The organism is Gaoshiqia hydrogeniformans, from assembly GCF_049347105.1.
Taxonomy (GTDB): Bacteria; Bacteroidota; Bacteroidia; order Bacteroidales; family Prolixibacteraceae; genus Gaoshiqia; species Gaoshiqia hydrogeniformans.
Window position 1 is genome coordinate 5,064,444 of the sequence record NZ_CP186334.1, and the last position, 26,777, is coordinate 5,091,220.

20 protein-coding genes are annotated in these 26,777 nt (G+C 43.0%); 1 reads left to right on the forward strand and 19 read right to left on the reverse strand.

Annotated features, from left to right (window positions below; all coding sequences use genetic code 11):
- Nucleotides 1-47: 47 nt before the first annotated feature.
- The 13 genes from gcvT to ACOIT5_RS20185 form a co-directional block, all read right to left on the reverse strand.
- Nucleotides 48-1,139 carry a glycine cleavage system aminomethyltransferase GcvT gene (gene gcvT / locus ACOIT5_RS20125; RefSeq protein ID WP_423127959.1) on the reverse strand — a complete coding sequence of 364 codons (1,092 nt, stop codon included), beginning with the start codon at nt 1,137-1,139 and terminating at the stop codon, nt 48-50.
- A gap of 166 nt (nt 1,140-1,305) precedes the next feature.
- Nucleotides 1,306-1,731 carry a transposase gene (locus ACOIT5_RS20130; protein WP_423127960.1) on the reverse strand — a complete coding sequence of 142 codons (426 nt, stop codon included), beginning with the start codon at nt 1,729-1,731 and terminating at the stop codon, nt 1,306-1,308.
- A gap of 468 nt (nt 1,732-2,199) precedes the next feature.
- Nucleotides 2,200-2,934, reverse strand: a complete 735-nt coding sequence (locus tag ACOIT5_RS20135; protein ID WP_423127961.1) for a glycosyltransferase — start codon at nt 2,932-2,934, stop codon at nt 2,200-2,202.
- 24 nt (nt 2,935-2,958) lie between these two features.
- The gene (locus ACOIT5_RS20140) at nt 2,959-3,744 is read right to left on the reverse strand and encodes a galactosyltransferase-related protein (protein ID WP_423127962.1); all 786 of its coding nucleotides are present in this window, start codon (nt 3,742-3,744) and stop codon (nt 2,959-2,961) included.
- 325 nt (nt 3,745-4,069) lie between these two features.
- Complete coding sequence (locus tag ACOIT5_RS20145; protein ID WP_423127963.1) at nt 4,070-4,669, reverse strand: hypothetical protein; 600 nt, start codon at nt 4,667-4,669, stop codon at nt 4,070-4,072.
- Nucleotides 4,670-4,897: 228 nt separating this feature from the next.
- The gene (locus ACOIT5_RS20150; protein ID WP_423127964.1) at nt 4,898-5,617 is read right to left on the reverse strand and encodes a hypothetical protein; all 720 of its coding nucleotides are present in this window, start codon (nt 5,615-5,617) and stop codon (nt 4,898-4,900) included.
- Between the two features lie 18 nt (nt 5,618-5,635).
- Nucleotides 5,636-6,109, reverse strand: coding sequence for a hypothetical protein (locus ACOIT5_RS20155; RefSeq protein WP_423127965.1), 474 nt, complete (start codon nt 6,107-6,109; stop codon nt 5,636-5,638).
- A 236-nt stretch (nt 6,110-6,345) separates the two neighbouring features.
- Nucleotides 6,346-7,956: an erythromycin esterase family protein gene (locus tag ACOIT5_RS20160; RefSeq protein ID WP_423127966.1), complete on the reverse strand. Its 1,611-nt coding sequence runs from the start codon at nt 7,954-7,956 to the stop codon at nt 6,346-6,348.
- 108 nt (nt 7,957-8,064) lie between these two features.
- The gene (locus ACOIT5_RS20165) at nt 8,065-8,535 is read right to left on the reverse strand and encodes a hypothetical protein (protein WP_423127967.1); all 471 of its coding nucleotides are present in this window, start codon (nt 8,533-8,535) and stop codon (nt 8,065-8,067) included.
- A gap of 30 nt (nt 8,536-8,565) precedes the next feature.
- A complete protein-coding gene (locus ACOIT5_RS20170) occupies nt 8,566-9,888 on the reverse strand; it encodes an HlyD family secretion protein (protein WP_423127968.1) in 1,323 nt (440 codons plus the stop codon).
- Between the two features lies 1 nt (nt 9,889).
- Nucleotides 9,890-12,127 carry a peptidase domain-containing ABC transporter gene (locus tag ACOIT5_RS20175; RefSeq protein WP_423127969.1) on the reverse strand — a complete coding sequence of 746 codons (2,238 nt, stop codon included), beginning with the start codon at nt 12,125-12,127 and terminating at the stop codon, nt 9,890-9,892.
- Between the two features lies 1 nt (nt 12,128).
- Nucleotides 12,129-13,208 (reverse strand): lanthionine synthetase LanC family protein, encoded by a 1,080-nt coding sequence (locus tag ACOIT5_RS20180; RefSeq protein WP_423127970.1) that lies wholly within the window; start codon nt 13,206-13,208, stop codon nt 12,129-12,131.
- Between the two features lie 167 nt (nt 13,209-13,375).
- Nucleotides 13,376-14,137 carry an IS5 family transposase gene (locus ACOIT5_RS20185; RefSeq protein ID WP_423126326.1) on the reverse strand — a complete coding sequence of 254 codons (762 nt, stop codon included), beginning with the start codon at nt 14,135-14,137 and terminating at the stop codon, nt 13,376-13,378.
- A gap of 1,102 nt (nt 14,138-15,239) precedes the next feature.
- Here ACOIT5_RS20185 and ACOIT5_RS20190 point away from each other — a divergent pair.
- On the forward strand, nt 15,240-15,596 hold the full coding sequence (locus tag ACOIT5_RS20190) for a hypothetical protein (RefSeq protein WP_423127971.1): 357 nt from the start codon (nt 15,240-15,242) through the stop codon (nt 15,594-15,596).
- Nucleotides 15,597-15,692: 96 nt separating this feature from the next.
- Here the strand turns inward: ACOIT5_RS20190 and clpB are convergent, their stop codons facing one another.
- From clpB to ACOIT5_RS20220, 6 genes are all read right to left on the reverse strand, one after another.
- Nucleotides 15,693-18,281 (reverse strand): ATP-dependent chaperone ClpB, encoded by a 2,589-nt coding sequence (gene clpB / locus ACOIT5_RS20195; RefSeq protein WP_423127972.1) that lies wholly within the window; start codon nt 18,279-18,281, stop codon nt 15,693-15,695.
- A 423-nt stretch (nt 18,282-18,704) separates the two neighbouring features.
- Complete coding sequence (locus ACOIT5_RS20200; protein WP_423127973.1) at nt 18,705-19,856, reverse strand: aldose epimerase family protein; 1,152 nt, start codon at nt 19,854-19,856, stop codon at nt 18,705-18,707.
- 12 nt (nt 19,857-19,868) lie between these two features.
- Nucleotides 19,869-20,957, reverse strand: coding sequence for a hypothetical protein (locus ACOIT5_RS20205; RefSeq protein ID WP_423127974.1), 1,089 nt, complete (start codon nt 20,955-20,957; stop codon nt 19,869-19,871).
- 11 nt (nt 20,958-20,968) lie between these two features.
- Entirely contained in the window at nt 20,969-23,473 is a 2,505-nt protein-coding gene (locus ACOIT5_RS20210) for a glutaminase family protein (RefSeq protein WP_423127975.1), read from the reverse strand.
- Between the two features lie 153 nt (nt 23,474-23,626).
- Nucleotides 23,627-25,012, reverse strand: a complete 1,386-nt coding sequence (locus tag ACOIT5_RS20215; protein ID WP_423127976.1) for a sulfatase family protein — start codon at nt 25,010-25,012, stop codon at nt 23,627-23,629.
- 165 nt (nt 25,013-25,177) lie between these two features.
- Entirely contained in the window at nt 25,178-26,725 is a 1,548-nt protein-coding gene (locus tag ACOIT5_RS20220) for a sulfatase (protein ID WP_423127977.1), read from the reverse strand.
- Nucleotides 26,726-26,777: the final 52 nt, after the last annotated feature.

Consider the following 26,777-nt stretch of genomic DNA (forward strand, 5'->3'; position numbering starts at 1 on the left):
CCAATACAATTGACGGGTTTCAGGCTTAGTAAGTTGTAAGATCCCCCTTATTGCGGACTTACAAATGGTATTTTTACAATTTTTGCTTTCAGCAATTTGTTTCTCACTTTTACATAAATCTCGGTGCCAATGGCAGCATAGGCTTTTGAAATGTACCCCATCCCGATACCTATATTCAGCACAGGCGACTGGGTACCCGAGGTAACCAGGCCAATTTGGTTACCGTTCTCATCGGTCAGTTCGTAACCATGACGCGGAATACCCCGGTCGATCATTTCAAACCCGCGAAGTTTCCGGCTTACCCCTTCCGATTTCTGCATCAGCAACAAATCTTTGTCAATAAACCCGTTCTTCCCGTTAAACTTGGTAATCCATCCCAGTCCCGCTTCGATGGGCGAAGTGGTGTCGTCAATATCATTCCCGTACAAACAATAACCCATCTCCAGGCGGAGGGTATCGCGGGCTCCCAGCCCGATTGGTTTTATGCCAAGTTCGGCGCCGGCTTCAAAAAGATCGTGGTAAATTTTCTCCGCCTGTTCGTTTGGAAAATAAAGCTCAAAACCGCCTGCACCCGTGTACCCGGTGGCTGAAATAATGACTCCGTCGAAACCGGCAAAGCGGCCGGTAACAAAGGAGTAATACCTGATCTCATCCAGGCGCACATCGGTTAATTTTTGCAAAACGCTGATCGCTTTCGGCCCCTGAATGGCCAGCTGACTGATCTGATCGGAAACATTTTCAAGCGTTGCTCCAAATTTATTCTGAGAGACGATCCAATTCCAGTCTTTTTCGATGTTAGCCGCATTTACAACCAGCAGGTATTTTTCCGGTCCGAAACAGTAAACCAGCAAATCGTCGACAATACCACCTTTTCCGTTGGGAAAACAGGAATACTGGGCTTGTCCGGGCCTGAGAACCAAAATATCGTTGCTGGTTACATACTGGACCAACTCGGCGGCATGAGGGCCCGTAACCCAAAATTCGCCCATATGCGACACATCAAAAACCCCTACCCCATTTCGTACAGTCAGGTGTTCGTCCTTGATTCCGCTGAATTCAACAGGCATTTCAAAGCCCGCAAATTCAACCATTTTACCCCCGACGTTTTTATGAATCTGATTAAATGCAGTCGTTTTCATCAATTAAACTTTGAATTTGTAAAAATAGAGCTACAAATATCATAAAATCATGAAAAAAGTCAGAAAACAGGCTGCTATTATTTTTTAAGCTGATGAATCTGATCAGGATAAATCGTCTCAATTTATCAACATGATTATCTCCGCTTTCGCGCGAAAGCGGAGATAATCATTTTTTGCTTTTACAAATACAAGCAAGGCACGGGGCACAGACCCGCGCCAGCGGGGAGATATTCCGCCTGCCCTTCGTTTGAGCGAAGCGGGAACGAAGGGGCAGATGGGGTAGAAATTCTTTTCTGCTTTCTTTCGGGTTGTCAATAATTGCTTTCACTATCGATTTGCCGGTAAATCGTTTAAAATCGCCTAAAAGCAGTTCGGGCTTTTGCTCACATGCTCTCCTGAAAACCAGATGTACGTGGCTTGACATGATACACCAGGCAAAAATCTCCATGCCTTTCTTTTGCTGGCAATAACGCAAACTTTCAATTAAAATGCTTTTATATTCCTTTCCGGCAAAAACATCCAACCAGTTTACAACGGCAAAACTTACAAAATAAACTCCATCCGGATTATGAAACTTGTAATTGCGGCTCATAGGTCATTGCCGATTCAGGCTTGTCCAAAACTAGCAAATTATTGGATTTAACCACGCGATGCAATCGCGCGGTAGCGGGGGGATGACCTGGCCGAAAGCTCACTCACCGACAAAGAGCTCCTGAACCAATTTAAGGCCATTGAAAAAATGACCGACAAGGATAAAGATGTTATCAAAACACTTATCGATGCTTTTATTACCAAAGGAAAACTCAAACAGTTAGTGCTATAAACAATAAAAACCGGCCCAGCGGCGTGGTATACGCCGGATTACTGGATGGTAGCTTCCGGAATAGCCATCCCTGACTTCTTCCGTTTTTCCAACGTGATTCAAACCCTCGTTTTTCATAATAAAGCATTACTTTTCACCCAAGTATTTTCAGTTCGGCATCTTGCCTCCTGTATAGACGGATAATAATAGACTGCCAACACCCAAAAACTTAGTACAACAAACTTTTCAGAGACTTCTTCACTTTAGATACCGTCTCTTTAGTTGTTCAAATATACTCTCAGGATGGTAGGTTGCGTTTTTATTCAAGTTCCCTCTTCTCCATATCTCGTTCCAAAAATGGATGGCATATGTCTGCTCTTCAATACTGTCCAATGAAGGCTTCGCAATCAAATCACTAATGTTAACCCAATTGTATGGACAAAAAATTTCAGGAGCTTTAACAAGGCTTCTTACATCATAATTACTAAGAACCTTACTTAAAAGATAGGGGCCAAATTCTGCCCACCTTAGTCCATTAACTCCACGTATTTTTATGTACTTAATGCAATCAAGAATGAAATCATCACCCTTAGCTGCCTTTATATATGTATTATTTATTATAGAATGATCGTTTGGCACAGGACTTTTCTCCGACGAGAAACATTGATTCTCATTGAAGTCGAAAGGTTTTAAACAAACACTGTCTAAATCAACCCACCAGCCTCCCTTTTTGTACAGAAGATTATAACGAAACCAATCGGCAAACGGAGCCACACTGCCTTGCGGATCAACAAACAAATATCTTTTCTCAATAATCTCATTTGCATCCTTAACAACTGTTCCAATTGGTACTCCTTCTATCTTATCGTAGCAGTATAAATGAAACTCATGCCCATTCGCCAGGTATGATAAAATACTCAACTGCTCCAGTTTTGTTAAGTTCTGCCCAAACCAAAAACTTTGCATTACTTTATTCGAATCTTCACCCTTCATAGTAAGCTACTTTAAACATTCAATTCAACTTTTCACATTTGATTCCAGCGAAACTTCTTCTCTCAATTCTTCTTTTGACATGGAAATAATTCGATTTAGTTCTCTCAATTTGATGTTTCTATCTTCTTTCGAGTAAAAATTACTGTTTAAACCTCTAGCGTGGGTTAAATGATAAAGATTCCCCTGAACCCGTTTATATGTATACCCTAAACTTATCCATCTGTTTACCCGTTCACCATCTTCAATTCCCCATCCGTAAATATTTTGATTATCCATGCCTGATTCTATATACGTTTTCCTGTTCGCAAAAAATACCCCACCCACTGGATTGGGCGGGTACATTTGTTTCATTTTATGCTCATGCTTTTCTAATACAGTCCATTCCCCCGAAGAAAGAAATAACTCCCTAATGAATGTTGAAGTGTCCAAAGCTCTTTTTTCATAAGGAGAAACAAAATCGGCTTGCTGCTTACGAAGCCATTCAACTGCCTGTAAAACTTGCTCCACAGGAACAATAACATCTGGCTCCCAGATTGAGATAATTGGGGACCTACAAGCCTTTAACATTTCATTGACATAATACGTCCGATGATAAATTGGATCAAAATCCTCCACGAACATTACTTTCACTTCAGCAGGAACAACCATTGACACTAATTGCGAATTATAGCGATCGGCTTCTAATATGTGAATATTGGTATCGAAATGCTCAAGAATATACTTTACTGTACTTCTTAAATTCACCAAACGGTCAATGGAATCCAGTCTTGTTTGGATCAGAAATGCTACATCGTTTAGATTGTGTTTCATTTTTGTTTATTTGTGTAATAGCTGCGGCGCTTAGTGCGACAATTATATCCAAATGCCCTTCTTTACGCTGCAACCTATCAATAATATACAGTATACCTACTGCTTTTTTGATACAATATAGTTTAACTATTCGTTGGTAATTATAGTGTAATTTCGAAATGTATTATCCCAGACCCATTTTTACGCTTTTCATTAGTTCGATATTTTCAAAATAGGTTGTACAAGGTATTCTATTTATCACTATCGCATACATATCTATCCTTTCTATTTAAGATGCTGGCTAAAACACCCCAGACAAAATTTCAACTATGGCACACTGCTGTTTTTAGAATTGTTTCAAATACCTTGCTTTTGCTTCTTCCGGAGTAATATTTTGTAAACGATGTGTCATCCATTTCCCGTTTTGATCTTTTAAACTTAACATATCCATACGTCCTGCATATGAAAAATGATGCAATAAAATCCGACCATCCTCTCCTTTTGTAAAATAGGGGAACCAACCGAAATTGGCCTTTTCAAAAACGACTTCCTTTTTAATTTTGCTTGATTTTATATTATATTCATATACATATCCGTTCATCCCATAATGCCTGGACTCCTCATCCTTTTCCCACACAAATACATAAACCATATTTGCCTTATCATCAACATAGGCACTGGGTGCCATTTCCGGATTATCGGTGTCGATATAGAAGTGGTCTTTCAGTTGAATTTTGAATTTATTGCTACCTGTTTTGACTTCAAATTTATAGGCAGTTTTAATAAATGGTGTTCCATCAGCATTCTTTCGAAAATCCGTTTTATCATGTTTCTGGAATGTAATAATTTCACTCTGCTCTACTTGCCATTTCCCAAATTCGATCCATTGACAGTTTGCCAATTGTGCCACCAAAAGACACATTACCATTATTCCAAGTTTTTTCATTTTAATTAACTTTAAAGATTTTAAATTATTATTAATGCTATTCAATCGGGGTTTTTCAGTAGTTCAGTTTCTTGTGAATTGCACTAATCTTACAACTGCCATACGCCTTCTCAAATTTTATAAATAAATGTTTTCAGAAGAAGAATTGAGAACGAAAATGAACTAAAATAATAAGAAATTGCTTCTTCTTTTGTCTTACAACCGGTCCTCAATCCTTCAACAGAAACATTACAAATCATTATGAAAATTAAGCATTTTGTTAAAATCGCCAAGGTATTTATCAAATAATAAGACACTTGCATCAGTCATCATAAAATACAAGTAAAATTCACGGTGGTCTTTACCCACAACAACAGCTCTTCCCCTAGTAAATCTTTCTTGAAAAACATTTCCTTCAAAATTCAATGGGTACCCAACCATTGCACCTGCATTGAACATTTGCCTTGCCTTTTCCACCGGATAATGGGTTAACATTGAGTAAATCTCCATAGCATCTAACTCAGAAGGCGCATGAAATGCAGATCCATAGTTAAAGTTTGACTTTATGCGTTCAAATGCGATATGCTTAAATGTTCTCAGCATTGCACTGTCAGTGGCAATTTCTCCATAATTACTACCTCCCCTACCCGGAGGAATATAAACGATAACAACGCATTCATCACTTTTGTGTTTAAGAACAGATGTTACCGTTCCAAAAAAAACATTAAAAAAAGTATCCCCCTTAACAGGCTCTTGCTGGTATGCTTGTGCAATGTTCGGGATAAGGTTTGAATTTGAAATTTCAGTTGGGTAAAAAGGTTTTTCGGTTTCGGTCACTTCATACTCAGGAGGTATTTTTACTGATATTCCTAATCTATTAGCAGATTCTTTGAGAAACGATTGAGCACGTACAGTTGTATATCCTATAAATAGGAGCAGAGCTGTGAATGTGAATATTGTCTTAATCATAACAGTTCCTCCCACCGATTAATAGCCTGCATACGTAGTTTTTTCCATATCTGAACCAGTAAAAACTCCACTCAGACCAGTTTGCGGATCAAAATAGGTATATCCTCCACCTGAACCAGAAGTTCCTGTTATGACTACTGCATGCCATGTTCCAGTATTTTCATAGCCGCCTACACTATCTGCTGTATTAAACATCACGATCTCTTGCCCGTCTGAAAAATCTGGATTGTAACTACTACCCATACTTGAATAAAAGCTCCCTATATCACCATGATCGACCGCAAAATCCTGCCTTCCATCATTAAAATAACTATTTGCATACGTCGCCGCATCTGATGGACCGTAATTATTACCTCCACTTTCCATATATGCTACGCACCTCCAAAAGCAATCATTAGTGTACCCACCAAGCAGCTTCACTTGTGCTCCTTCAGGCAACAAAGACATTTCACTTTTCATCTCCTTCAAATTTAATTTTCCTAATTTTTTCATAATCAAAAATCTTAAAATTAATAATTTAGTTTACTTTTTACTGGCGATGTATTTTAGGTTATCGAACATCCGCTCCAAAAGTTTGCGGGGTTTGGTTACAATCTGGGCCATGCCTTTGGTTTCGTAACGAAAGTCGAGCGTGCCTTGTAGTTAGCCGTTAAGTTCATTTTTTCAGCTCTTCTATTATGTTTCTTTTCTAATCTGTTAAAAAAGTAGAATTACATGTCCCGTGGGCTTTATAACATGTACGATGTGCTATTCTTAAAAAAGACGATGGCATCATATCTACCTTTATGATTGAACGGAAAAAACTGGTTCTTTAACGGGAAGGTCCCAATGCTCCTACATGATTGTGTTGAAACGACTCCACATAAATTTTTATAAAAAACAGCATCCTGCGATTTCATGCACAAATATTCAATGCTTTCCGGTTCAGGGTTTTGAATTCTTAATTTACTTTTGCAAAATAAGGAATCTGTACTGGTTATAGTTCCTTCACCCACAAGTAGGGCTGTTACAAAATAGTCTGAAAGATATTGTTTGTCCATATAATTCCCAAAGCTGGGTGTAAATAACCTACATTGTGTTGAATTTCGCTTGTTCACATGCCCTAGGTGTGCATATATTATGGCCTTGTCTCCATCTGCTAAATATGAATCAATTGCAAACTTTGCGTTTTGGAATTGGATGAATTCCCTGTCACCATCAACCAGCGATGGAGTTGGAAAAAGCAGACCATTCCGGTACATTAGAGCGCGAAGAATGCTTTTGTATTTTGTTTGATTTAGGCTTAAACGGATAGATTTACTTTGTTTAAGGGTCATCATTGCCTTATTGTACTGTGCTTGTTTCACTAATTGGACAATAGTATCCATTCCTGGAGCTTTTTCCCTTTGACTTTCCAGAAACTTTATTAGGTGATTTTTTCCCAAGGATGAATGATTTATGTCGACGCCTGCAAGATGTACTTTAGATTGTTTGTTTTTATTGAAAGCCCGGATCCAATTAAATAGTTTTATAATTTCTTCCGTCTTATAGTTGAAGTGAGTCAACAGCTTTTCAATATCTTCATTGGTTTCTCCGGTTACATAGTCGTCTAAATGAAGTCCTATCTCAAAAGGCAGTTCTAAAAGAACTAATTTGCAATTGTTTATTGCAATCATGTTTCTTATTGTCTCAAAAGCGAACAACTGTAGTTCCATACTGCCATGAACCGATTCACCCAAAGCAATAATGCCGTGGTTTTTAAAGTCATTAATTTTGCTTATTTCAAGAGAATCAATATTAAGGGTCAAATGATTGTCAATTAAGTTGTCGGCCAGTTCTTTTGGCGACAATTGAGAATGACCAGGAAATAACCTGATATTTTTACCGTTCAGCTTAATTTTCAGATCATCTACCCATAGTTTGGGTTTGATTCGGTCATCTAGGATGATTGTATCTTTTGATTGTGCCTGAATTTCCAGATACATTTTACAGGCATCCTCAGATAACAATTTCAATGAAGATCTGGACCATTCTCCAGAACTGATAATAGATACAGAATCCCGGCTAACAAGGTTCTCATCTTTATCGAGAAGGTATATTTTCAGCCATGCATTTTCAACGATCTCGGTCTTCGAACAGATACTTGCCGATATATTATTGACGGGGTGTGGCAAACTAAAATATTGGAAAAGATACGCATGAAAACGTTGTGAAAATGGGGAGGTTGTCACGACCCAGGATTGTTTTCCATCCATATAACTTATCGTATCACAGGTAAGTACCCCCCCATTAAAACTATAAAACCATTGTTCTTCTGCCCAGTGAACTGTTTCAAATGAGAAATTACGATTTATCTTCATGTTCGCGTTTTTACAGGAAGAAGAAATGCATGACAAAATGATGAATAATAAGTACTTGTATGTCATATTAAAAGGGTATAGGTCGAGATAAGTTATATTTCTAAAGCATTATTTACTGTAAATCAAAGTTCCGCTCTCACTGTAAACATAGTAGCCGCCAGATGTGCTCACCAAATATATGGCGTTAGATCCAGTATAGCCAGCATTCAAAAGAGCAGTGTTTATTTCCCATTTTGTATCATTCACCAAATCACTTCCAACGCCAACAGCTGAACCAACCAATGGAACTTCTCCCAAAATTGCTTTTGCAACTATTTCTGCTAAACCGGAAACATTTCCTGAAGACCAATCCGAGAAGGAAGTTGCTGTTGCTGATCCTCCATACCCAAACATATCTGGGGATGTGTATCCAATATATCCCATACCATCCACATACCCTTCAGTCCAGGTTCCATTTGCAAGCATACTTTCATATTGTTCAAAAGTATACCCACCTTTTGTGGCATTTGCTTCATCAGGGTTTAGCAATAGAGTTGAATCACACAGCTCTTTCAACGTCAATTTTTCTAATTTTTTCATAATCAAAAATTTTAAAATTAATAATTTAGTTTACTTTTTACTGGCGATGTATTTGAGGTTATCGAACATCCGCTCCAAAAGTTTGCGGGGTTTGGTTACAATCTGGGCCATGCCTTTGGTTTCGTAACGAAAGTCGAGCGTTGCCCCATAATTGGTGGTTAAGCGTTTGGACAAAGCCACGGTTACCAAATACGTATGGAGATTATTTTGTCTAGCAGCAAGCTCGGCTTGGTTGGTCAGCATCGAGATCGAACTGACTTGCCCGTCAATCGAGCCATATTCCATGTAAGGATAATTATCGAGCTTTATAATTACTTTTTGCCCAATACTTACTTTACCAGCTCCATGCGAGGGCAGGTAAACCTGGCCCAGCAAAGGGTTATCGGCTGGTAACACTGAAAAGACTTCGGCCCCGGCCTGTAAAAAATCGTTTTCGCGCCAAAAGTTCAGGTTCTCCAACGTTCCGGCAAAAGGGGCGAGAAATAAGTAGCGCTGTTTCCAGTGCCTGATACCGTTCACTAGCTCGTTATAGCAGGTAATCAACTCCATCCGCAATTGCTGCTCTGTTTGTCGCTGTTCAACCTGTAACAATTGCAGTTTGTGGCGTATATCGTTCACTTGGTATCGGTACGATGCTTCTTCCTTATTCATGGCTTGTGTGCTTTCCAAAAGCCCGAGATAAGAAACCGACGACTGGTCGAGGTTTAGTTCGGCAATAGCTGACGAGCGAAACAAAATACTGTCGCGGTGGAGGTTTTTGCCGGCAATCTTTAAACTTTGCTTTTTCGTATCCATTTGCTGTCGGTTGTGCTGCAACAATTGCGTTTGTGCTTCCAGTTGCGTTTTTAAACTTTCCCGCTTTTTCTGGTAGGGTTGCCAGGTATTGTATTGCGCCATTTTCTCAAAAGCATCGCAAAACGAGTAGTATATTGAACTTAGTTCACCCAAAGCTGTAACCATCGGTAGTTTCGCTTCTTCTGTAATAAAAATGAGTGAATCAAGCGGTTTATCGGCAACAAACTGTTCTACCAAAAAAACATCGGCCAGGTTGGCCGGGTTATCCATTACCGCGATCACATCGTTTTCGAGAAGACTGTCCCCGTTTTCTTTCAGAAGGTGCAGCTTGCCGGAGCTGTTGGATACCAAACGCACCGGAGCCTGTCTGGCGGTAACGGTAACCGGACCAGAAACCGTTTCGGGATATTCAATGATCCAGCCCAACGAAACCAACAAAATGAAAAGCCCGGCAATCAATAGGGCCACCATCCTGCCCGGCCGGTAAGGCATCCGGTCGATGACATCGCGCACTTCTTCGGTACGGTGGGCTGTGTATTCTAATTTATCTTTCTCCATATCAGCTTACTGCTTCAGTCTGTAAAACTTCATTCTTTGTGATCCCATTCACGCCCCAAATTCCCATCTGTTTGTCAACCAATTCGAAATAATGCCCGCGTTTTTCCATTAGTTTTTCGTGGTTACCCATTTCAATGATCATCCCGCCTTTCAATACCACAATCTGATCGGCGTTCATAATTGTACTTAGCCGGTGGGCAACTACAACAACGGTCCGTTTTTCGAAGGCGTGGTTTAATGCCTGTACAATTTTATGCTCGTTGATGGCATCCAATGCATTAGTTGCTTCATCGAGAAACAGGAAGGATGGATTTTTATACAATGCCCGGGCAATGAGTATGCGTTGTTTTTGCCCACCGCTAAGACCACGGCCAACTTCTCCTATTTTGGTCTGATAACCTTGCGGCATTTGCTCAATCTCTCCGGCAATATTAGCGATGCGAACGGCTTCTTTTAACCGCCCATAATCAATCTCCTCGTCATCAAGCGTAACGTTATTTAAAATGGTATCGTTGAATATTTTGCCATCCTGCATTACCACGCCGCAATGGTCGCGCCACTCCCGAAGGCTTAAATTCGAAATATTCATGTTACCGATCAGAATTTCACCAAACGAAGGATTATATAAACGTAGCATGAGTTTAAGCAGCGTTGATTTGCCACTTCCGCTTCCTCCGACAAAAGCGGTAACTTTTCCTTCAGGAATAATGAGATTAACTTGCTTTAGCACAAATGGTGCAGTAGGAGTATATTGAAAAGAAACATTTTTCAGAAACAGGCTTTTGTGATCGGGAATGTTTAGGCTATTGGTTACAACCGTGTCTTCCTCATCCATTAATTGATGAATTTCGTTGATGCGAAGAAAACTTATTTTGGCATACTGGGCAGAGATAACAAAACTGATAAATTGGGTGAGCGGCGAATTAAGCATTCCAATAATAAACTGAGTAGAGATCATGATCCCAAAGGTTATTTCGCCTCCAATAACCGCCTTGGCACAATAAAAGGTAATCAACAGGTTTTTAATACTCTGGATAAACTGAGCGCCCATGTTTTGGGCGTTGGTCACATTCAATACCCGCAGGTTTACCTTGTATAGTTTGGCCTGAATATTTTCCCATTTCCATCGTTTCTGTTTTTCGTAATTGTTGATTTTAATGTCCTGGATAGCTCCAACGGTTTCGACCCAGTAACTCTGGTTTTGTGAAACCAAAGCGAAATATTCCCAGTCGAGTTTTTTACGTACTTTCAAAAAGCCCAGCACCCAACCCACATAAATGATGCTACCAACAAGGAATATTGCAAAAATGATGATATTATAAATCAAAAGAATAATACCAAAAGTTACAAATGTGAGGGTGGAAAAAATCAAGTTCAGCGAGTTGTTCATGATGAAATTTCGGATGCGCTCATGATCCTGTGCGCGTTGGAGGATATCCCCAATCATCTTGTTTTCGAAAAAAGTGACCGGCAATTGCATCAGTTTGATCAGGTAATCCGAAATCAGGGCAATGTTTACCCTTGCGGTAATATGCAACAGCAGCCAATCTCGGATTGCTCCCGAAACCGTTACACTCACAATGATCACAATATTGGCTATTAATACAAGGTTGATAAAGTCCAGATCATGGGTTTGAATTCCCACATCAATGACCGCTTTGGATATAAAAGGCAACAGCCCTTGCAAGGCAGTAGCAATGAGCATGATAATAAAAATGGTCGTGAAATTCTTTTTGTAAGGCAGAAAGTACCCGAGAACGTTTTGAAAAGTCTTTTTCCGTTCAGTCCGTTCTTCAAGATCCCGTTGAAGAAAGTCAGACATCGGCTCAAGGGCCAGAATCGCTCCGGTTTCTTCATCCTTTTTATACCAACCATTTTTAAATTCTTCGTAACTGTAACTGATTAATCCTTTGGCCGGATCGGAAACAAATATTTTCTGTTTGGTACTTTTATAAACAACAATAAAGTGGCTGTTATTCCAATGAACAATACAAGGGAGCGGTACTTTTTCATGCAAGGTTTGAATATCTGCTTTAATAGCCAGGGTATGTAAACCTATCTTTTCAGCGCCATAACTTAAGTCTAAAAACGAAACACCTTCGCGGGTAATGCCGCATAAATCGCGCAAGTATGGCAACGAATAATACTTCCCCAAGTATCTACATATCATCTTCAGGCAGGCCGGACCACAGTCCATGGTATCAAGTTGGTATTCATATGGGAAGCGTCCAAACGACATCTTAGGACAGTCTAAGGTTGTTATTCTGTGTCAAAGCGGTTAAAACCCCGGGGAATCCTCCTAAAAATTCCAGCGCCGCAGGTGCAGGCTTTTCTTCATTATGCAGTATATCCCACATTGATGATTCAAGAATTTTTTTTGTCCAATTTTCCGGAATAAGCTTGGTATTAGGCAGTATATTTAGCTCAGATACGGTTTGGGCTATTAAAAAAGCCCCGGACATTCCGTTCCGTAAGAATATATTCTTATCGTAAAATTCTGTATTCAAGATGGATAAAAGAGAGGTGTTGGATGCCAAAATATCGGCATGCTCTTTCCAATGTGGGAGTTTCCAATGTTTATTAACAGCATGCAGGCCTAACAACAAATAAGCTCTGTTGGAGTGTAACAAGGGAAAAAGCGTACAAATTACGGGGGTAAGTTCTTTTAATAATTGATAAATTTTATTGCTATAAATTCCTTTTTCAAGCACCTTCCCAAACACCAGCAGCGTCAAAGGAAGCTCCCAAAACAAATTAAAGCCCGAGGGTTCTGAGAATTTTAATAGCTGCTTATCCACCAACACAACTACTTTATTTACAATTTCAATCAACAACATTTCAAGCAGCCTGGACAGGGCAGGATTATGACAACTCTCCAATCTTTTCAATATATAAAATGCATAGCCTAATAAACCGTTACCGACATTTATAGGCAAATTCTCCTCAAACACAATGTGCTTATATACTCTATTGTCAACTTCTTCCAGTACTTCGTCGGTATCAGCTTCCAAAAATCCATTCTGTGTCAAATATTCAATTCCCCATCCAATTCCAGCCGCACCATTTTCAAAATCGGGAGACACATTCGCTGAATTTAATGCTTCATAAATACTATCGATAAACTCATCCGCCTTATTCTCATTTTCTTTACAATTTTCCACTTTGCTCAAATGATAATAAAAGACGGCGAGTCCCATTTTCCCATGAAACAATCCAGTTGATTGGATACCTATTGATTTATTCGATAAAAACTCTTCAAGAATTTCAAGCCGGACTTTAAGTCGATTCGTTATACTGTTATCAAGAAGTGTGTTATTCATATTGAGACCGAATCATGGGTTATTGAATAGTTGGGAATTTTTAAAATGGTCTTAAATAGAAATGTACTTGGGTTCGGTTTAATTAAAACCAAAACTACGATAATCAATCAATACACTCAATATGTCTTATAACATTATTGAGCTTAGAGACTGTTTTGAAATCATTGTCAAAATTTGTTAAGCATCAATCTTATCATTGATAATTGGACAAAGGCTGCACTTGTTTCGGTCAACCTTTCATAGTCTTTCGAGGTCCGTCGTTGAAATGAAATCCAGGCAAATGTTCTTTCAACAATCCATCTTTTAGGCAGGATTTTGAATTTGTGGGCTTCATTTCTTTTGACAATTTCGAGGGCCCAACCAAATTTTATCCTGGCTGTCTCTATTAATTCCCCCCGATAACCGCCATCGGCAAATATTTTTACGATCCCTTTTATGTATTTATTTTTAAGGATTTTAAATACAAGTTCTGCGGCCTTGCTGTCATGTGGCGTTGCTGAATGGACTACAATGGCCAGTAGTAAGCCAAGGGTATCAACAACAATGTGCCTTTTTCTGCCCTTAATCTTTTTGCCGCCATCATACCCAATCTCGTCTTGACAAACATTGACTGTTTTAACGGATTGACTGTCAATTATGCCAACAGATGGAACAGGGTTTCTGCCTTTTTGCACCCTGACCTTTTCGACAAGATAATCATGCAATTCCTCCAAAAGCCCGTTTAACTTCCACTGTCTGAAGTAATAATAAACTGTCTGCCATGGCGCAAAGTCGTTGGGGAGCATCCGCCATTGGCAACCGGATTTGGTTATGTACAAAATTGCATTCACAATTGATCGTAAACTATGTTTTCTTTTTCGCTCTTGTTCAAACAAATCTTTTATAACTTGCCACTGGTTATCGGTTAAATCACTTGGGTAAATTTTCATCGTACACTAATTTGTCGTTATTTTAGTGCAAAGAAAATCTAACCTGATATAGTTAGCTGATAACCAATTTTTTAATTATAAACACCTTGGTGTTAATTGCGCTATAATATTTTTTAAATTTAAAATCAAAACAGTCTCTTAATTTTTGTTTCACTCGATTTAGAACAGGAGATAACGACGCCCCAAAAGAATAAAAAAATAAATATATGTTATTTAACATGGAAAACAGAGGGTTGCCTTTTCAGTGACTGTTTAAAAATTTCCCGGAGGGAAAATATATGGGTAGAAAGTTAGTCGTCTACCAGTACATTTTGTCACGTACGGGACGAGAGAACACCTAAATCATTGATTTTCTACCCATATTTTGTTCCTAACGGAACAATAAAATTAAATTTAAACAGTTTCTCAATTTTTTCAGGATTAATTTTAAGGTCCCCGAAGATAATAGTTGCTCTTTTTGAGTTAGCAATTGCTTTCCCTCCGCTGGCGCAAATTTGCAATTTGTGCCTTTGCCCAATTGGGCAAATTCCGTTGAAATCCGGACAAGTCATTTTTTTGCTTTTTCAAAGCACGGTTTGCAAAGCCGCGCCGGCGGAGGGAAATGATTTGATATCAAACGCCACACGTAGACTTCCAATCCTTTATTTTCGATGCAATAGTTCAATGAATCAGCTATGACAATTTTATATTCTTTCCGTGTACACACATCAATCCAATCAATCACGGTGAAAGTTAAAAAGTAAACGGCATTTTGATCGGTGATAAAATAGTTGTCGGCAGACATTTTTGATTGAAAGATATTAAGAAATGCCTTTCAATGCAACACGTCTGTTTATCGTCGTTGCAAACGACAACCAGCTTACCCGTCACCGCTGACGCTAAGACGAGGGGTAGCTGGAGGAAAAACAAATGGGCGGAAAAATTATCTGTCACTCTTTTCGGGTAAATACATCAATCCGCCAGTGTCATAAAATCATGAAAAAAGTCAGAAAACAGGCTACTATTATTTTTTAAGCTGATGAATCTGATCAGGATAATCGTCCCAATTTATCAACATGATTACTTTTTTTATTATACTTGCATACCGAATAATTTAAAAAAAATGGGAAATCAACGATTAACCGACCTAAGTTATTTACAAGAGGTAACCGGAGGAGAAAGTGAAATCATCAAAGAATTCATCGAGATATTTATCGGACAAATCGAAGAATTCAGAACCGGTTTGACTACCTGTTTCGAAAATCAGCAATGGAAAGAACTTGGAGAACTTGCCCATAAGGCAAAAGCATCGGTAATGACTTTCGGACTGAACGATTTAGGTGTCAGCCTAAAACAGCTTCAGTTAAAAACCCAGCAACTGGCCGGAATTGATACTTACGCCGACCACCTGGCCGAATTTGAGAAAATCATTTCGATCGCCGAAAAGGAGTTGCTGGAAGACTTGAAAAATCTGAAATAAGGAGCTGCGCCGAAAGCGCCCTGACAATGATCCAATTACGCCTCCATGCGGGCCGGATACGTCTGTATGATGTGTTCAGCGCAACTCCTGTTATCTTTAATGTGCTGTAAACTTCAATTCATCATCTTCCACATCAATCCGTATCGTCTGGTCGACGCCAAGATTTCCGGAAAGGATTTGTTTGGACAGTTCGTTCAGCACATAACGCTGCAGTAAGCGGTTTACCGGACGGGCGCCATGTTGCGGGTCGTAGCCCACTGCAGCCAGCCAGTTAACTGCCCGATCGGTCATTTCCACGTCCAGGTTTTGATTGGCCATCCGCTTTACAATCCGGTCAAACTGGATCAATACAATTTCCTTCATATTCTCCCGGCTCAAGGGGGTAAACATGATGGTTTCATCAATCCGGTTCAGAAATTCAGGCCGAATGGTTTTCCTGAGTAAATCGAAAACCGCTTTCCGCACCTGTTCAAACACTTCCGCGCTGTTACGCTCGTTCACCTGCTCAAAACCTTCCCTGATCAGGTGAGAGCCCAGGTTTGAGGTCATAATGATGATCGTGTTTTTAAAATTGACCACCCGCCCTTTGTTATCGGTTAAACGGCCGTCGTCCAGTACCTGTAATAAAACATTGAACACATCGGGATGGGCTTTTTCAATCTCATCGAACAACACCACCGAATAAGGTTTCCGCCTGACGGCCTCGGTTAATTGTCCGCCTTCTTCGTAACCAACATATCCCGGGGGCGAGCCGATAAGCCGGGTGACGGAAAATTTTTCCTGGTATTCCGACATGTCAATCCGGGTCATCATGTTCTCATCGTCGAACAGGTACCCGGCCAACGCTTTTGCCAGCTCCGTTTTTCCCACACCGGTGGTTCCCAGAAAGATAAACGAACCGATTGGCTTTTTCTCGTCCTGCAAACCTGCCCGGCTGCGCCTGACTGCGTCGGACACCGCCCGGATGGCTTCCTCCTGGCCAACCACCCGCTTGTGCAATTCGTCCTCAAGATGCAGCAATTTTTCCCGTTCGCTCTGCATCATCTTCGACACCGGAATACCGGTCCAGCGGGCAACCACTTCGGCAATATCTTCCGAGTCCACTTCTTCTTTAATGAGCGAATCACCCTGAATGGACTGCAATTCTTTTTGCAGGCGGACAATTTCTTCTTCGGCCTCTTTGATTTTTCCGTACCTGATCTCGGCCACCCGTCCGTAATCGCCCGAACGCTCTGCCTGCTCGGCGTCGAACTTGAGGTTTTCGATCTCCGTTTTATTTTGTTGAATTCCGTCAATCAACGATTTTTCCATCTCCCACTGTGCCCGGTAGCGCGACTGTTCTTCTTTCAGATTGGCAATTTCTTCGTTCAGCGACGCCAGTTTCTGCTCGTCTTTTTCACGTTTAATCGCCTCGCGTTCAATTTCAAGTTGTTTGATTTTACGTTCGATCTCGTCCAGTTCTTCAGGCACAGAATCCATCTCGAGCCGAAGTTTAGCGGCGGCCTCGTCCATCAGGTCGATGGCCTTATCGGGCAAAAAGCGGTCTGAAATATAGCGCTGAGACAGCTCCACGGCAGCAATAATCGCGTTATCTTTAATCCGCACCCGGTGGTGGGTTTCGTAACGTTCTTTCAGTCCCCTCAAAATCGAAATGGCGCTCAGGGTATCGGGTTCATTCACCATGACGATCTGAAAACGTCGTTCCAGCGCTTTATCTTTTTCAAAGTATTTCTGATACTCATCGAGGGTGGTGGCGCCAATGGCGCGTAATTCGCCCCGGGCCAGGGCCGGTTTCAGGATATTGGCCGCATCCATGGCGCCTTCGCTTTTACCGGCTCCAACCAGCGTATGTATCTCATCGATAAACAAAATCACTTCGCCGTCGGCTTTGATCACTTCGTTAACTACGGCCTTCAGTCGTTCTTCAAATTCGCCTTTGTATTTGGCGCCGGCAATCAGAGCCCCCATGTCGAGCGAAAACAATTGTTTCGATTTCAGGTTTTCGGGCACGTCGCCGCGTACGATCCGGTGGGCCAAGCCTTCGGCAATTGCTGTTTTACCCGTTCCGGGCGCCCCGATTAAAACCGGATTATTCTTTGTTCTTCGCGAAAGGATCTGCAACAACCGGCGGATTTCTTCATCCCTTCCGATCACCGGGTCAAGTTTCCCGCTTCGTGCGCGTTCATTCAAATTAATCGCGAACCGATTTAACGAGTTAAACTGATCTTCGGCGGTTTGACTTTCCACCCTGGCTCCCTTGCGCAGGTCGGCAACTGCCGCTTCCAAATCTTTGCGGGTCACTCCGTTGTCTTTCAGCAAGGTCGAAATCGTATCCCCTGTCTCGAGTAAGGCCAGCAGAATATGTTCGACCGATACAAACTGATCGCCCATTTTCCGGGAAATGTCCATCGCCTTTTGCAGGGCTTTGTTGGTATCTCCCGACAAATATTGTTCTCCGCCCGAAACTTTCGGATAAGTATCGACCACGCGGTCGAGGGCCTGTTGAAAGACCGGAAGGTTGACGCCAAGTTTCTTTAACAGGTAACCGGTTACATTCTCGGCCGCATGTAACAAACCTTTCAGCACATGGCCGTTTTCGATGGCCTGTTGTTGTTTGCCACCGGCTATTTCGAAAGCATGTTGCAATGCTTCCTGCGATTTAATGGTGAAATGATTAAAGTTCATTGTTTTCCTCCTTATTGCTTCATTTTATTCGTTTAACCGCCAACCTGCAGCGTCATGGATCGACGGCCCTGTTGCTTTTTCAAATAACCAGCCACAGAAGAAAATCGAAAAACAAAAAGACAAAATGTCTGATGATCAGAAATTAACATGAAAATTATTCAGGCTGATGAAGCGGACGACGAATTTTTGACAGGAGTATTAAATAAAAAAGGATGGGGGGCACCATCCTTTTTCTAACTCAACCAAACTTATTCTATGAAAAAAATTATGTGTGTAACACTACTTTCTTGCTGAAACAAAGATAAGGCAAACAATCGTTAAGAAGCCAAAAGTTAGGTTAACGAAAGTTAATCGTCAAAGATTTAGCCTTATCAGAGGCCTGTCGGTGTACACTCAATTCTTTCATCTGATAAATATTCACACTTATTCTTCAACACTGAACTTATAAACAGAACTGGTCTGATACACGTCTCCCGGATGAAGGATCACCGACGGAAATTGCTCCTGGTTGGGCGAATCGGGAAGATGCTGTGTTTCCAGAGCAAATGATTCGCGGAAATTGAATGTTTTCCCGTACTTACCCACATCCGAGCCATCCATGAAATTACCCCCGTAAAACTGCAACGCGGGCTCTTCGGTGAAAATTTCCATTTTACGTCCGCTGGTTGGTTCCACGACAACTGCAGCCAAAGTCATTTGTCCCGGCTGCTGCTGGTTTAACACGAAGTTATGATCGTAGCCCAGGCCGTTCTTTAGCTGTTCGTTCTCTGCCTGCTGATGCAAATCCTGCCCGATTGGTTTGGCCGTTCTGAAATCGAATGGGGTTCCCGCTACCGGAGCATTCTCCCCAAAAGGGATCAAGGTTGAATCAACCGGCGTGTAATAATCGGCATGAATTGTTAACAAATGGTCATTGATGGTTCCGTTGGCTTCGCCGGCCAGGTTGAAAAATGCGTGATTCGTGAGATTCACCGGCGTGCTTTTGTCGGTGGTCGCGCGGTAATCTATTTTTACTTCATTTTTTGAAGTCAGCGTATAGATCACTTCCACGTTTAAGTTACCGGGGTATCCCATCTCACCGTCAACCGAAAGATAGGTCAACACCACCGACGAGTCGGTAACCGCCGTCACGTCCCAAACCACGTTGTGAAAGCCGCCCGGGCCGCCATGCAAATGGTTAAGGCCGTTATTCAGGGGCAGGCTGTATTCTTCGCCGTTCAGACTAAACTTACCGCGGGCAATCCGGTTTCCTACGCGGCCGATCAGCGCCCCGTGGAAAACTTCATTCGCATTCAGATAGCCGCCAATACTGCTGAACCCGTGTACGACATCGGCCATTTCGCCATTTTTACCGGGTACGCAAAGCGCCACAATCCTTCCGCCATAGTTGGTAATGGCAGCCGAAAGATCGCCCTTCTGCAGGAAATACAAATTGGTTTGCTTTCCGTTTATAACTGTCTGAAAATCCTCCGCTTTCAGGTTTATACAACTTTCTTTCTTATCTTTTCGTTCGCTGCAGCCGATCAGGTATAAACCGGCCGCGGCAATGATGAACAAAAATTTCAGGTGTTTCATAATTACCTAATCTTATTCAACAAGGGTTAGACTTTTGATCAGATCAACCTCTTCCTGTTTGTAGGGTGTTCCGTCGGGATGAAAAATCTCGTGAAACCAAAGCGGAGGTTCCGACCCGTCGGGAATAGGTTCATTCCAGGCATACTTGGTATTCGATTTTCCGGCTACCAGTCCCCAGTTAATTGCGCCAATATTTTCAGCTTTCAAAATGGGCATAATATTTTCAAACAAGCTGTTGTTGCGGCGGGCCATGTACTCGGTACAAACCATCGGACGACCGTAAACTTTCAACGTATCAATGGCGGCCTGGTGTTTATCAGGCCCTTCATAATTGTGATAAGTGATGATGTCGGAATTTTCAACCTGAAATTTATTCAAATCGGAAAGTGAAAGTTTCCATACGCCAACCGACAACGGCTGCGAGGGACGAACTTCCCAGCCCCATTCAAATACCTTTTGCAAAAGAGGCATCGACTTGTTTTCGTAGCCCGAATTTCCGGGTTCGTTATAAAGGTCCCAAATGGCAATCCGTTTGTCATCTTTAAAAGTGGTCAGGATGTCTTTCACATACACTTCAAGGGTTTCCATCAGTTCGGGTTTTTCGTGCAGCAAGTCACCCGGATCGCGTACCCAGCCTGAGTTGTGGACGCCCGGTTTTGGTTCGGGTTGTTTGCCGGCCTGGTAGGTCGCGTTCCAACAATCGTCGAAGAAAACGAAAATGGTTTTGATTCCGTGGTTGTCGGCAATGGTCAGGTATTGATCCATCCGGCTTTTAAAACCTTCTTTGTCAACCTCCCAGGCCACATGGTGCAGGTATACCCGCATACAGTTCATGCCAATTTCTTCGGCCCAGCCCAATTCGCGGTCGATGGTTTCCGGGTCGAACGATTCGGCCTGCCAGGTCTCCAACTGGTTAATGGCAGTGCTTGAATTGAAATTACTTCCGCGCAGCCAGCCATGTTCATCACCCCAGGCTTTGGCCTGCTCAAGCGTCCAGATTTTTGAAACAGGTTCGGCTTTTTCGGTTTTGGCAGTCTTGTTTTGACAAGCCGTAAACACGAATAAACCGGCCATCAGAAATAAATAAATTTGTTTTTTCATACTCATTTTATTCAATTTTCCAACAATTTAATAAAATATCCGCCAACAACCGAACGGGCCTGAAAACCGACCTGTTTGGCATCGGGCGTTTCGTACCAGTCGCTCATCGGAACCCGGTCGGGGGTTTCGCTGACAAAAGCATGGAGCGGGTCGATGAATTGTTGAAAAGTTTGCTTGTCATCGGCCAGGGTGGCGGTCCAGACAATCCAGTCGCTTTTCGTGTAGGTGCGGCGGTTATCCAGCGGAAGACCGTACTTGTTTTGTTTGGTCAGATAATACGCGATTTCGGTCCGGGCTACTTCTTTGGGGAAGATGTCCAGCTTCAGCAGCTTGTCCCAAACCAGGTTATATTTCTGGCTCCAGGTTCCGGGCTGATCGAAAGTCAACCGGTAATGATCGCCGTCATCGGCCATCGTCACCCATTCCTGCGCCATACGCCGGGCTTCGGAAGTGTATTTCTCCGCAATTTCTTCTTTGCCCAACATGCTTGCCAAACGGCCATAACCGGCAATGCCCATAATGGCCTTGACTGAAAGGTTGGTATTGTGGGCGAAGTGTCCGGCAAAGTCGTCGGTACACAACTGGTTGTCGGGATCAAGCCCGTTTTCGAGCAGGTAGTTCGCCCAGGTGGTTAAAGCCTCCCAGTGTGCAGCGGCATAATCGGCATTCCCTTCCATCGCGGCAATCGCCGTGGTTAAGATCAGCATATTGCCGCTTTCTTCAACCGGCATGTCGCCGCCATAAGTCTGGCCGTTAGCCAGCGGATATGTACCCACATCGTGTGCGGCAAAAGGCTTGGTCCATTTCCCGCTTTCGGTATAATAGAAAATCGGGTTGAGCATCCCTTTCAATAATTCCGGGTTGTATTTAAGATAAAGCGGCGCCGAGGGATAGGTGACATCCACCGTACCAATAGAGCCGTTGCTGAAATTTTCTTTCGACAGGAACAGGATATTTCCCCGGGTATCTTTCACCAGTTTATGGGCGGCAACCGACTGGCGGAAAGCCAGCACACACAGGTCGGCATAGTTTTTACCGCCGGCTTCGAGCGTTTCATTCCACAGCTGGTTATCGAATGCAGCGCAACGGCTCATCACCTTCTTGTATTCTGCCGATGCGGCCTGCAAAGCATCGTTTATCGTTACCGTTCCGTTATTTGTCCACCAGCCTTTCAGGTTGTCGCCAAAATACTGGATCGACTCGATATCGTCGTATGCCAGCATGATGTAACCGTTTGCCGGCCGGGCCGAAACCGATCCCATCTTTTCAACAAAAACCATGGCCGGCATCGAGCTGTTTGGTTTACCCACTATTTTGCCGTCACTGTCAACAGTTCCCTTTTCGGCAAACGCGGCTTTTGTTTGAAAGTATTCTCCTATCGCCACCGACGATTTTTCATTTTGATTGGCTGCCAAATAAAAATAGCCCCAATCGATCCGGATATCATCACCCCGCTTGCCTAAAACCGGCTGTTCGGTAGTACCGGCTTTGGCATAACTAATATGACCGGTTTTCCCTTTGGTAACTTCAACCTCCTGGGTAGGTTCATTCACGGCCCATTCGGGTGTGGCTTCGAAATAGATTTGTACATCATGCGGGTTACCATCGGTGGAAACCACTTCATAATTGATGTAATTCACCGGGCGCGACAGCAAATCCAAATCGCCTGGCAATAAGGGTGATACGAACTGCAGCTTCAAATCAACCGGACCGCAGCTAAACTGATAATGCGTCTGGGTGGCTGACAGGGAAACCTGATTCTGAACGGCCGGCCGGGCAAAAATTTCTTTCCGGTCACTCTCGGTATAAATCCCAAAATCAACATAAGCCAGGCCTCCCCGATCGTAACAATGAGCGGCAATAACGTTTTTGCCACTGCTGTTTAACCAGGGGGCGTCTATTTTCAACACCACATTTCTTTTGGCCCGGTTGCCCGTATTGACGATTTCTTTCCCGTTCAGGAAAAGTTCAAAATCATCATCGTGCGAATAAACCAGAAAAAGGTCTGCTTCCGCTGAAATTTCGGGCAGGTCGAACTCCCGGCGCAGCCAAATTTCTTTGGTGTCCCAAACCGTGTTGGCAACCTGGTGACCGGCTGTACCAAAGGCTCCTTGGCCGCTTAACCATTTCCCGTCATTAAAACCGGCTTGTTCCCATCCGTTATCAGGCGTTTTAACGGTATATCTTGCATCCCATTTTTCTTCGCCGGCCATCGGCAACAAGGTTTTTAACGGGATATCCTCTTTCCCGAGGAAACGATAAACTTCACCGTCGACCCGTATGGCCCCAATGAGTGAATGGGTTCTTCCGGTCCAGTGGCTCACCGGCCGGTCAAACAGCCGGTCTGCCTTCGACCAGGCAGAGGTGTACGGATCGATCGTGATCAGCGGATAAGCCGGCGCACGAAGCTCAGTCGTGATCGTATCAGTACTTGTTTCGGTTGCCGGCTGGCACGACTGGAGCACAAATCCAGCCAATGAAAAACACAAAATTTTTAATAATTTTTTTTGCATCATAACATGTTATTTTTAGGACATCTCCTGTATTTAATTTTACTCGTTAATTCTGCTTTTATTAAAACAAACCCATCAAATTAACTCACGCGAACCCTCATTTTTTTCGTGCCTGTCCCCTGATTTATTTTTGGCAGTCAGATGAATGCTTTCGATTTATTCGCCAATGTTGCCCTGAGCATTCCGGTGCTGATGATCCAGGGCGTCCATTTCAGTTTCCTGCCCCTGATCACCGCACAAATCCATCCATTCTTTCAAGGCTTTATCCAGCCGCTCAATAACTGCCTTGCTTTCCGGTTTGTCGGCCAGGTTATTCATACAATGCCGATCACTTTCCACATCATAAAGTTCAATAGCCGGACGATGCTGGTATCGTTCGGTCAACCATTTGGCATTGGGATCGGTCTTTGCCTTATCCTGCCATGCTTTGAACAGGCGACCGGCAGTTTCGGTGTTTTGAAAAACAGCTTCGGGTGTTAAGTTGACCACATAACGGTATTTTTTATCAGCAACCGACCGAATTCCGTAATACTCGCTTCCACTATAGATGCCGCGGGTGGTTTGCATCGAAAAAGTATATGGTTTATGCTCTGTTGCCTTTCCGGTCAGAACGGGTACAATGCTCTTGCCGTCCAGAGGAGCGGAAGGAGCAACTCCTGCTATCTCCAAAAAGGTGGGAACCAGATCAACATACTCGACAATGGCATCCGATACGATTCCCGGTTTAATCACTTCCGGCCAACGAACAATGTAAGCCGAATGGACGCCCGCATCGTAACAGGTCCATTTAGCAAAAGGAAGGCTGTTGCCCTGTTCACTTAAATAAACGACGACTGACTTACCGTCAACCTTGTGATTACCGAGTTTTTCAAGCAAGGTTCCAAACTCGCTGTCCATGTAATTGATTTCGGCCAGGTATTTACAAAACAACTGCCGGGTTTCGGGTATATCCACGTAGTACGGAGGCAGTTTGATTGTCTCCGGGTTAAACATGTCCGGATTTCCTTTATTCCAGGGTGTATGAGGCTGATTGGAAGTAACCACCAGGCAAAACGGTTCATCTTTCGACACGCAAACTTTTATGAACGAATCGATCGCGGCAAAATTCAGATCATTGCTTTTAGTAAGCGGAGCATAAAGATCCCAGGGGAAAACGGATTCCGGGTTTACATGCGACTTTCCGACCAAAGCCACCTGATAACCGGCCGGTTTGAGTTGCTGAACGATACTTAAAGTTCCGTCCTTCGCCATCGTGTGATTGGGATGGGCGCCTGTTTTTACGGGCCATAAACCTGTCAGTAAATTATGCCGGGTTGGCGAACACATGGGAGCCGCCTGAAAACCATTTGTAAAGCGGATCCCCTCCGAGGCAAATTTATCGATATGAGGGGTTCGGGAATCGGTGCTCCCGTAACACCCGATGTCAAAATAGGTGCAGTCGTCGGCCAAAAACAGCACCAGATTTGGCTTTTCACTATTTTGAGCATTTAACGACAATGCCGAGCAAGTAGCCAGTGTGGCGAGTATCGATTTTTGTTTCATCCTGAAATTAGCTTAGGTAAAAATTTAGTTGTCTGTTTTATCGAACGCCCAGGTCATGAGGCTTTGGTCGGGTGGCCGGGTAAGGCTCTTCGAATAACTTCCGGCTATCGCCCTGTTCCTCTTTTATCTACCGATCAATAAAAGAGATGATCAAATTGATTCCCGTTAATTATTTCCCTTGCGATACTGTCTTTTCGCTTCAGGGTGGGTTGCCAGAATTGCCTTCAGTTCTGCTGCAACCTTTTTATTCTCCTGATAAATATTCCTGGTTTCCAGCGGATCCTTCAGGTAATCATACAACTCATACCCTTTTTCTTCCTGAGGATTATTGAGACTGGTCCATTCGACCAGCCGGTAGCGATCGGTCCGAATGGCGCGTCCGAGATGTCCATCTTTTGGAAAAGCGTGATAGGCATGATTCCGGATAACTGTACCCGTATTTTTCAGAACAGGAACCATACTCATCCCATCAATAGGTTGCGGACCTGTGGGTTTCTCCAGTCCGGCCAGCTCAGCTAAAGTCGGATAAATATCGACTGTTTCGACAAGTTGGTCGGTGGATGAATTTGGTTTAGAAATCCCCGGCGCCACCATGATCATCGGGATGATATTGGCCTGTTCGTAGTTGGTATGTTTGGTCCAATAGCCGTGATCGCCCAAATGCCAGCCATGGTCGCCCCACAGGACAATAATGGTATTTTCGAGCATGTTTAAACGTTCCAACTCATCCATCACCCGCCCAAGTTGCGCATCCATATAGCTCATCGAAGCATAATAGCCATGAATTAATTTGCGGGTAAGTGAATCGGGGTAAACGTATTGGCCAACAGGAATGGGGTTAAACTGATCTATTTCGCCACCTCTTTTGGTTGCGTAACGGGGCGCTCCTTCGGGGTCTTTTTCATATTTGGGCATGGGTAATTCTTCCGGCTTATACAGGTCCCAGTATTTTTTTGGCGCGCTAAAGGGCAAATGCGGACGGGCAAATCCAATCGCCATAAAAAACGGTTGTTCCGGTTTTTTCTTCAGCTCGCGCAAACGGTCGATGGCATGCCGGGCCACGCGTCCGTCGGCATAGCCCTCATCGGTTACATCGGGCGATTCCCAGGCTGCTCCCCGGGGCAGATCCCGGTTCGGCGGAAGCTCTTCAAAATACAAATGTGAATTTTCAAAAAAAGCTTCCTCTCGGGTAAGCTTCCGGTTGGTACTTTCGGGAACCAGGTATTCAATGACTTTTTCTTTATGGTGAGGAATGCTCCACGACCTTTCATCGTTGGTGTTTCCATGCCCGATGTGATATACTTTTCCCATGGATTCGGCATGGTAACCGGCTTTCATGAAATATTGCGGCAAGGTGACGGCATCCGGGTATGCATCGCGAAATTCTGTCCCGAAATTATACAAACCGGTGCTTGTTGACCGGGAGCCCAGCATGATGTTGTAGCGCGATGCCATACATACCGCCTGGTTACAAAAGGCTTTATTGAAGCGCACACCACGGCTTGCAAGCTTGTCGATATTTGGGCTGAGAGCAACCGGATCGCCGTAACATCCGAGGGTTGGTTTTAAGTCGTCGACCAGGAACAGGATTACATTTTTACGATTTGTTTCCGGCACGGCCTGCTGTGCATAGCCTAAGCCAAAGGTGCACAGCAAAACGGCTGCCCCAAAAGGCTTTTTGCTGTTCAAAGATAAATTTTGACGTGTGTTCATAGTTTCAATTTACGCTGTTATGAATTTTCTCCGAAACACCCTAAGCCTGAAC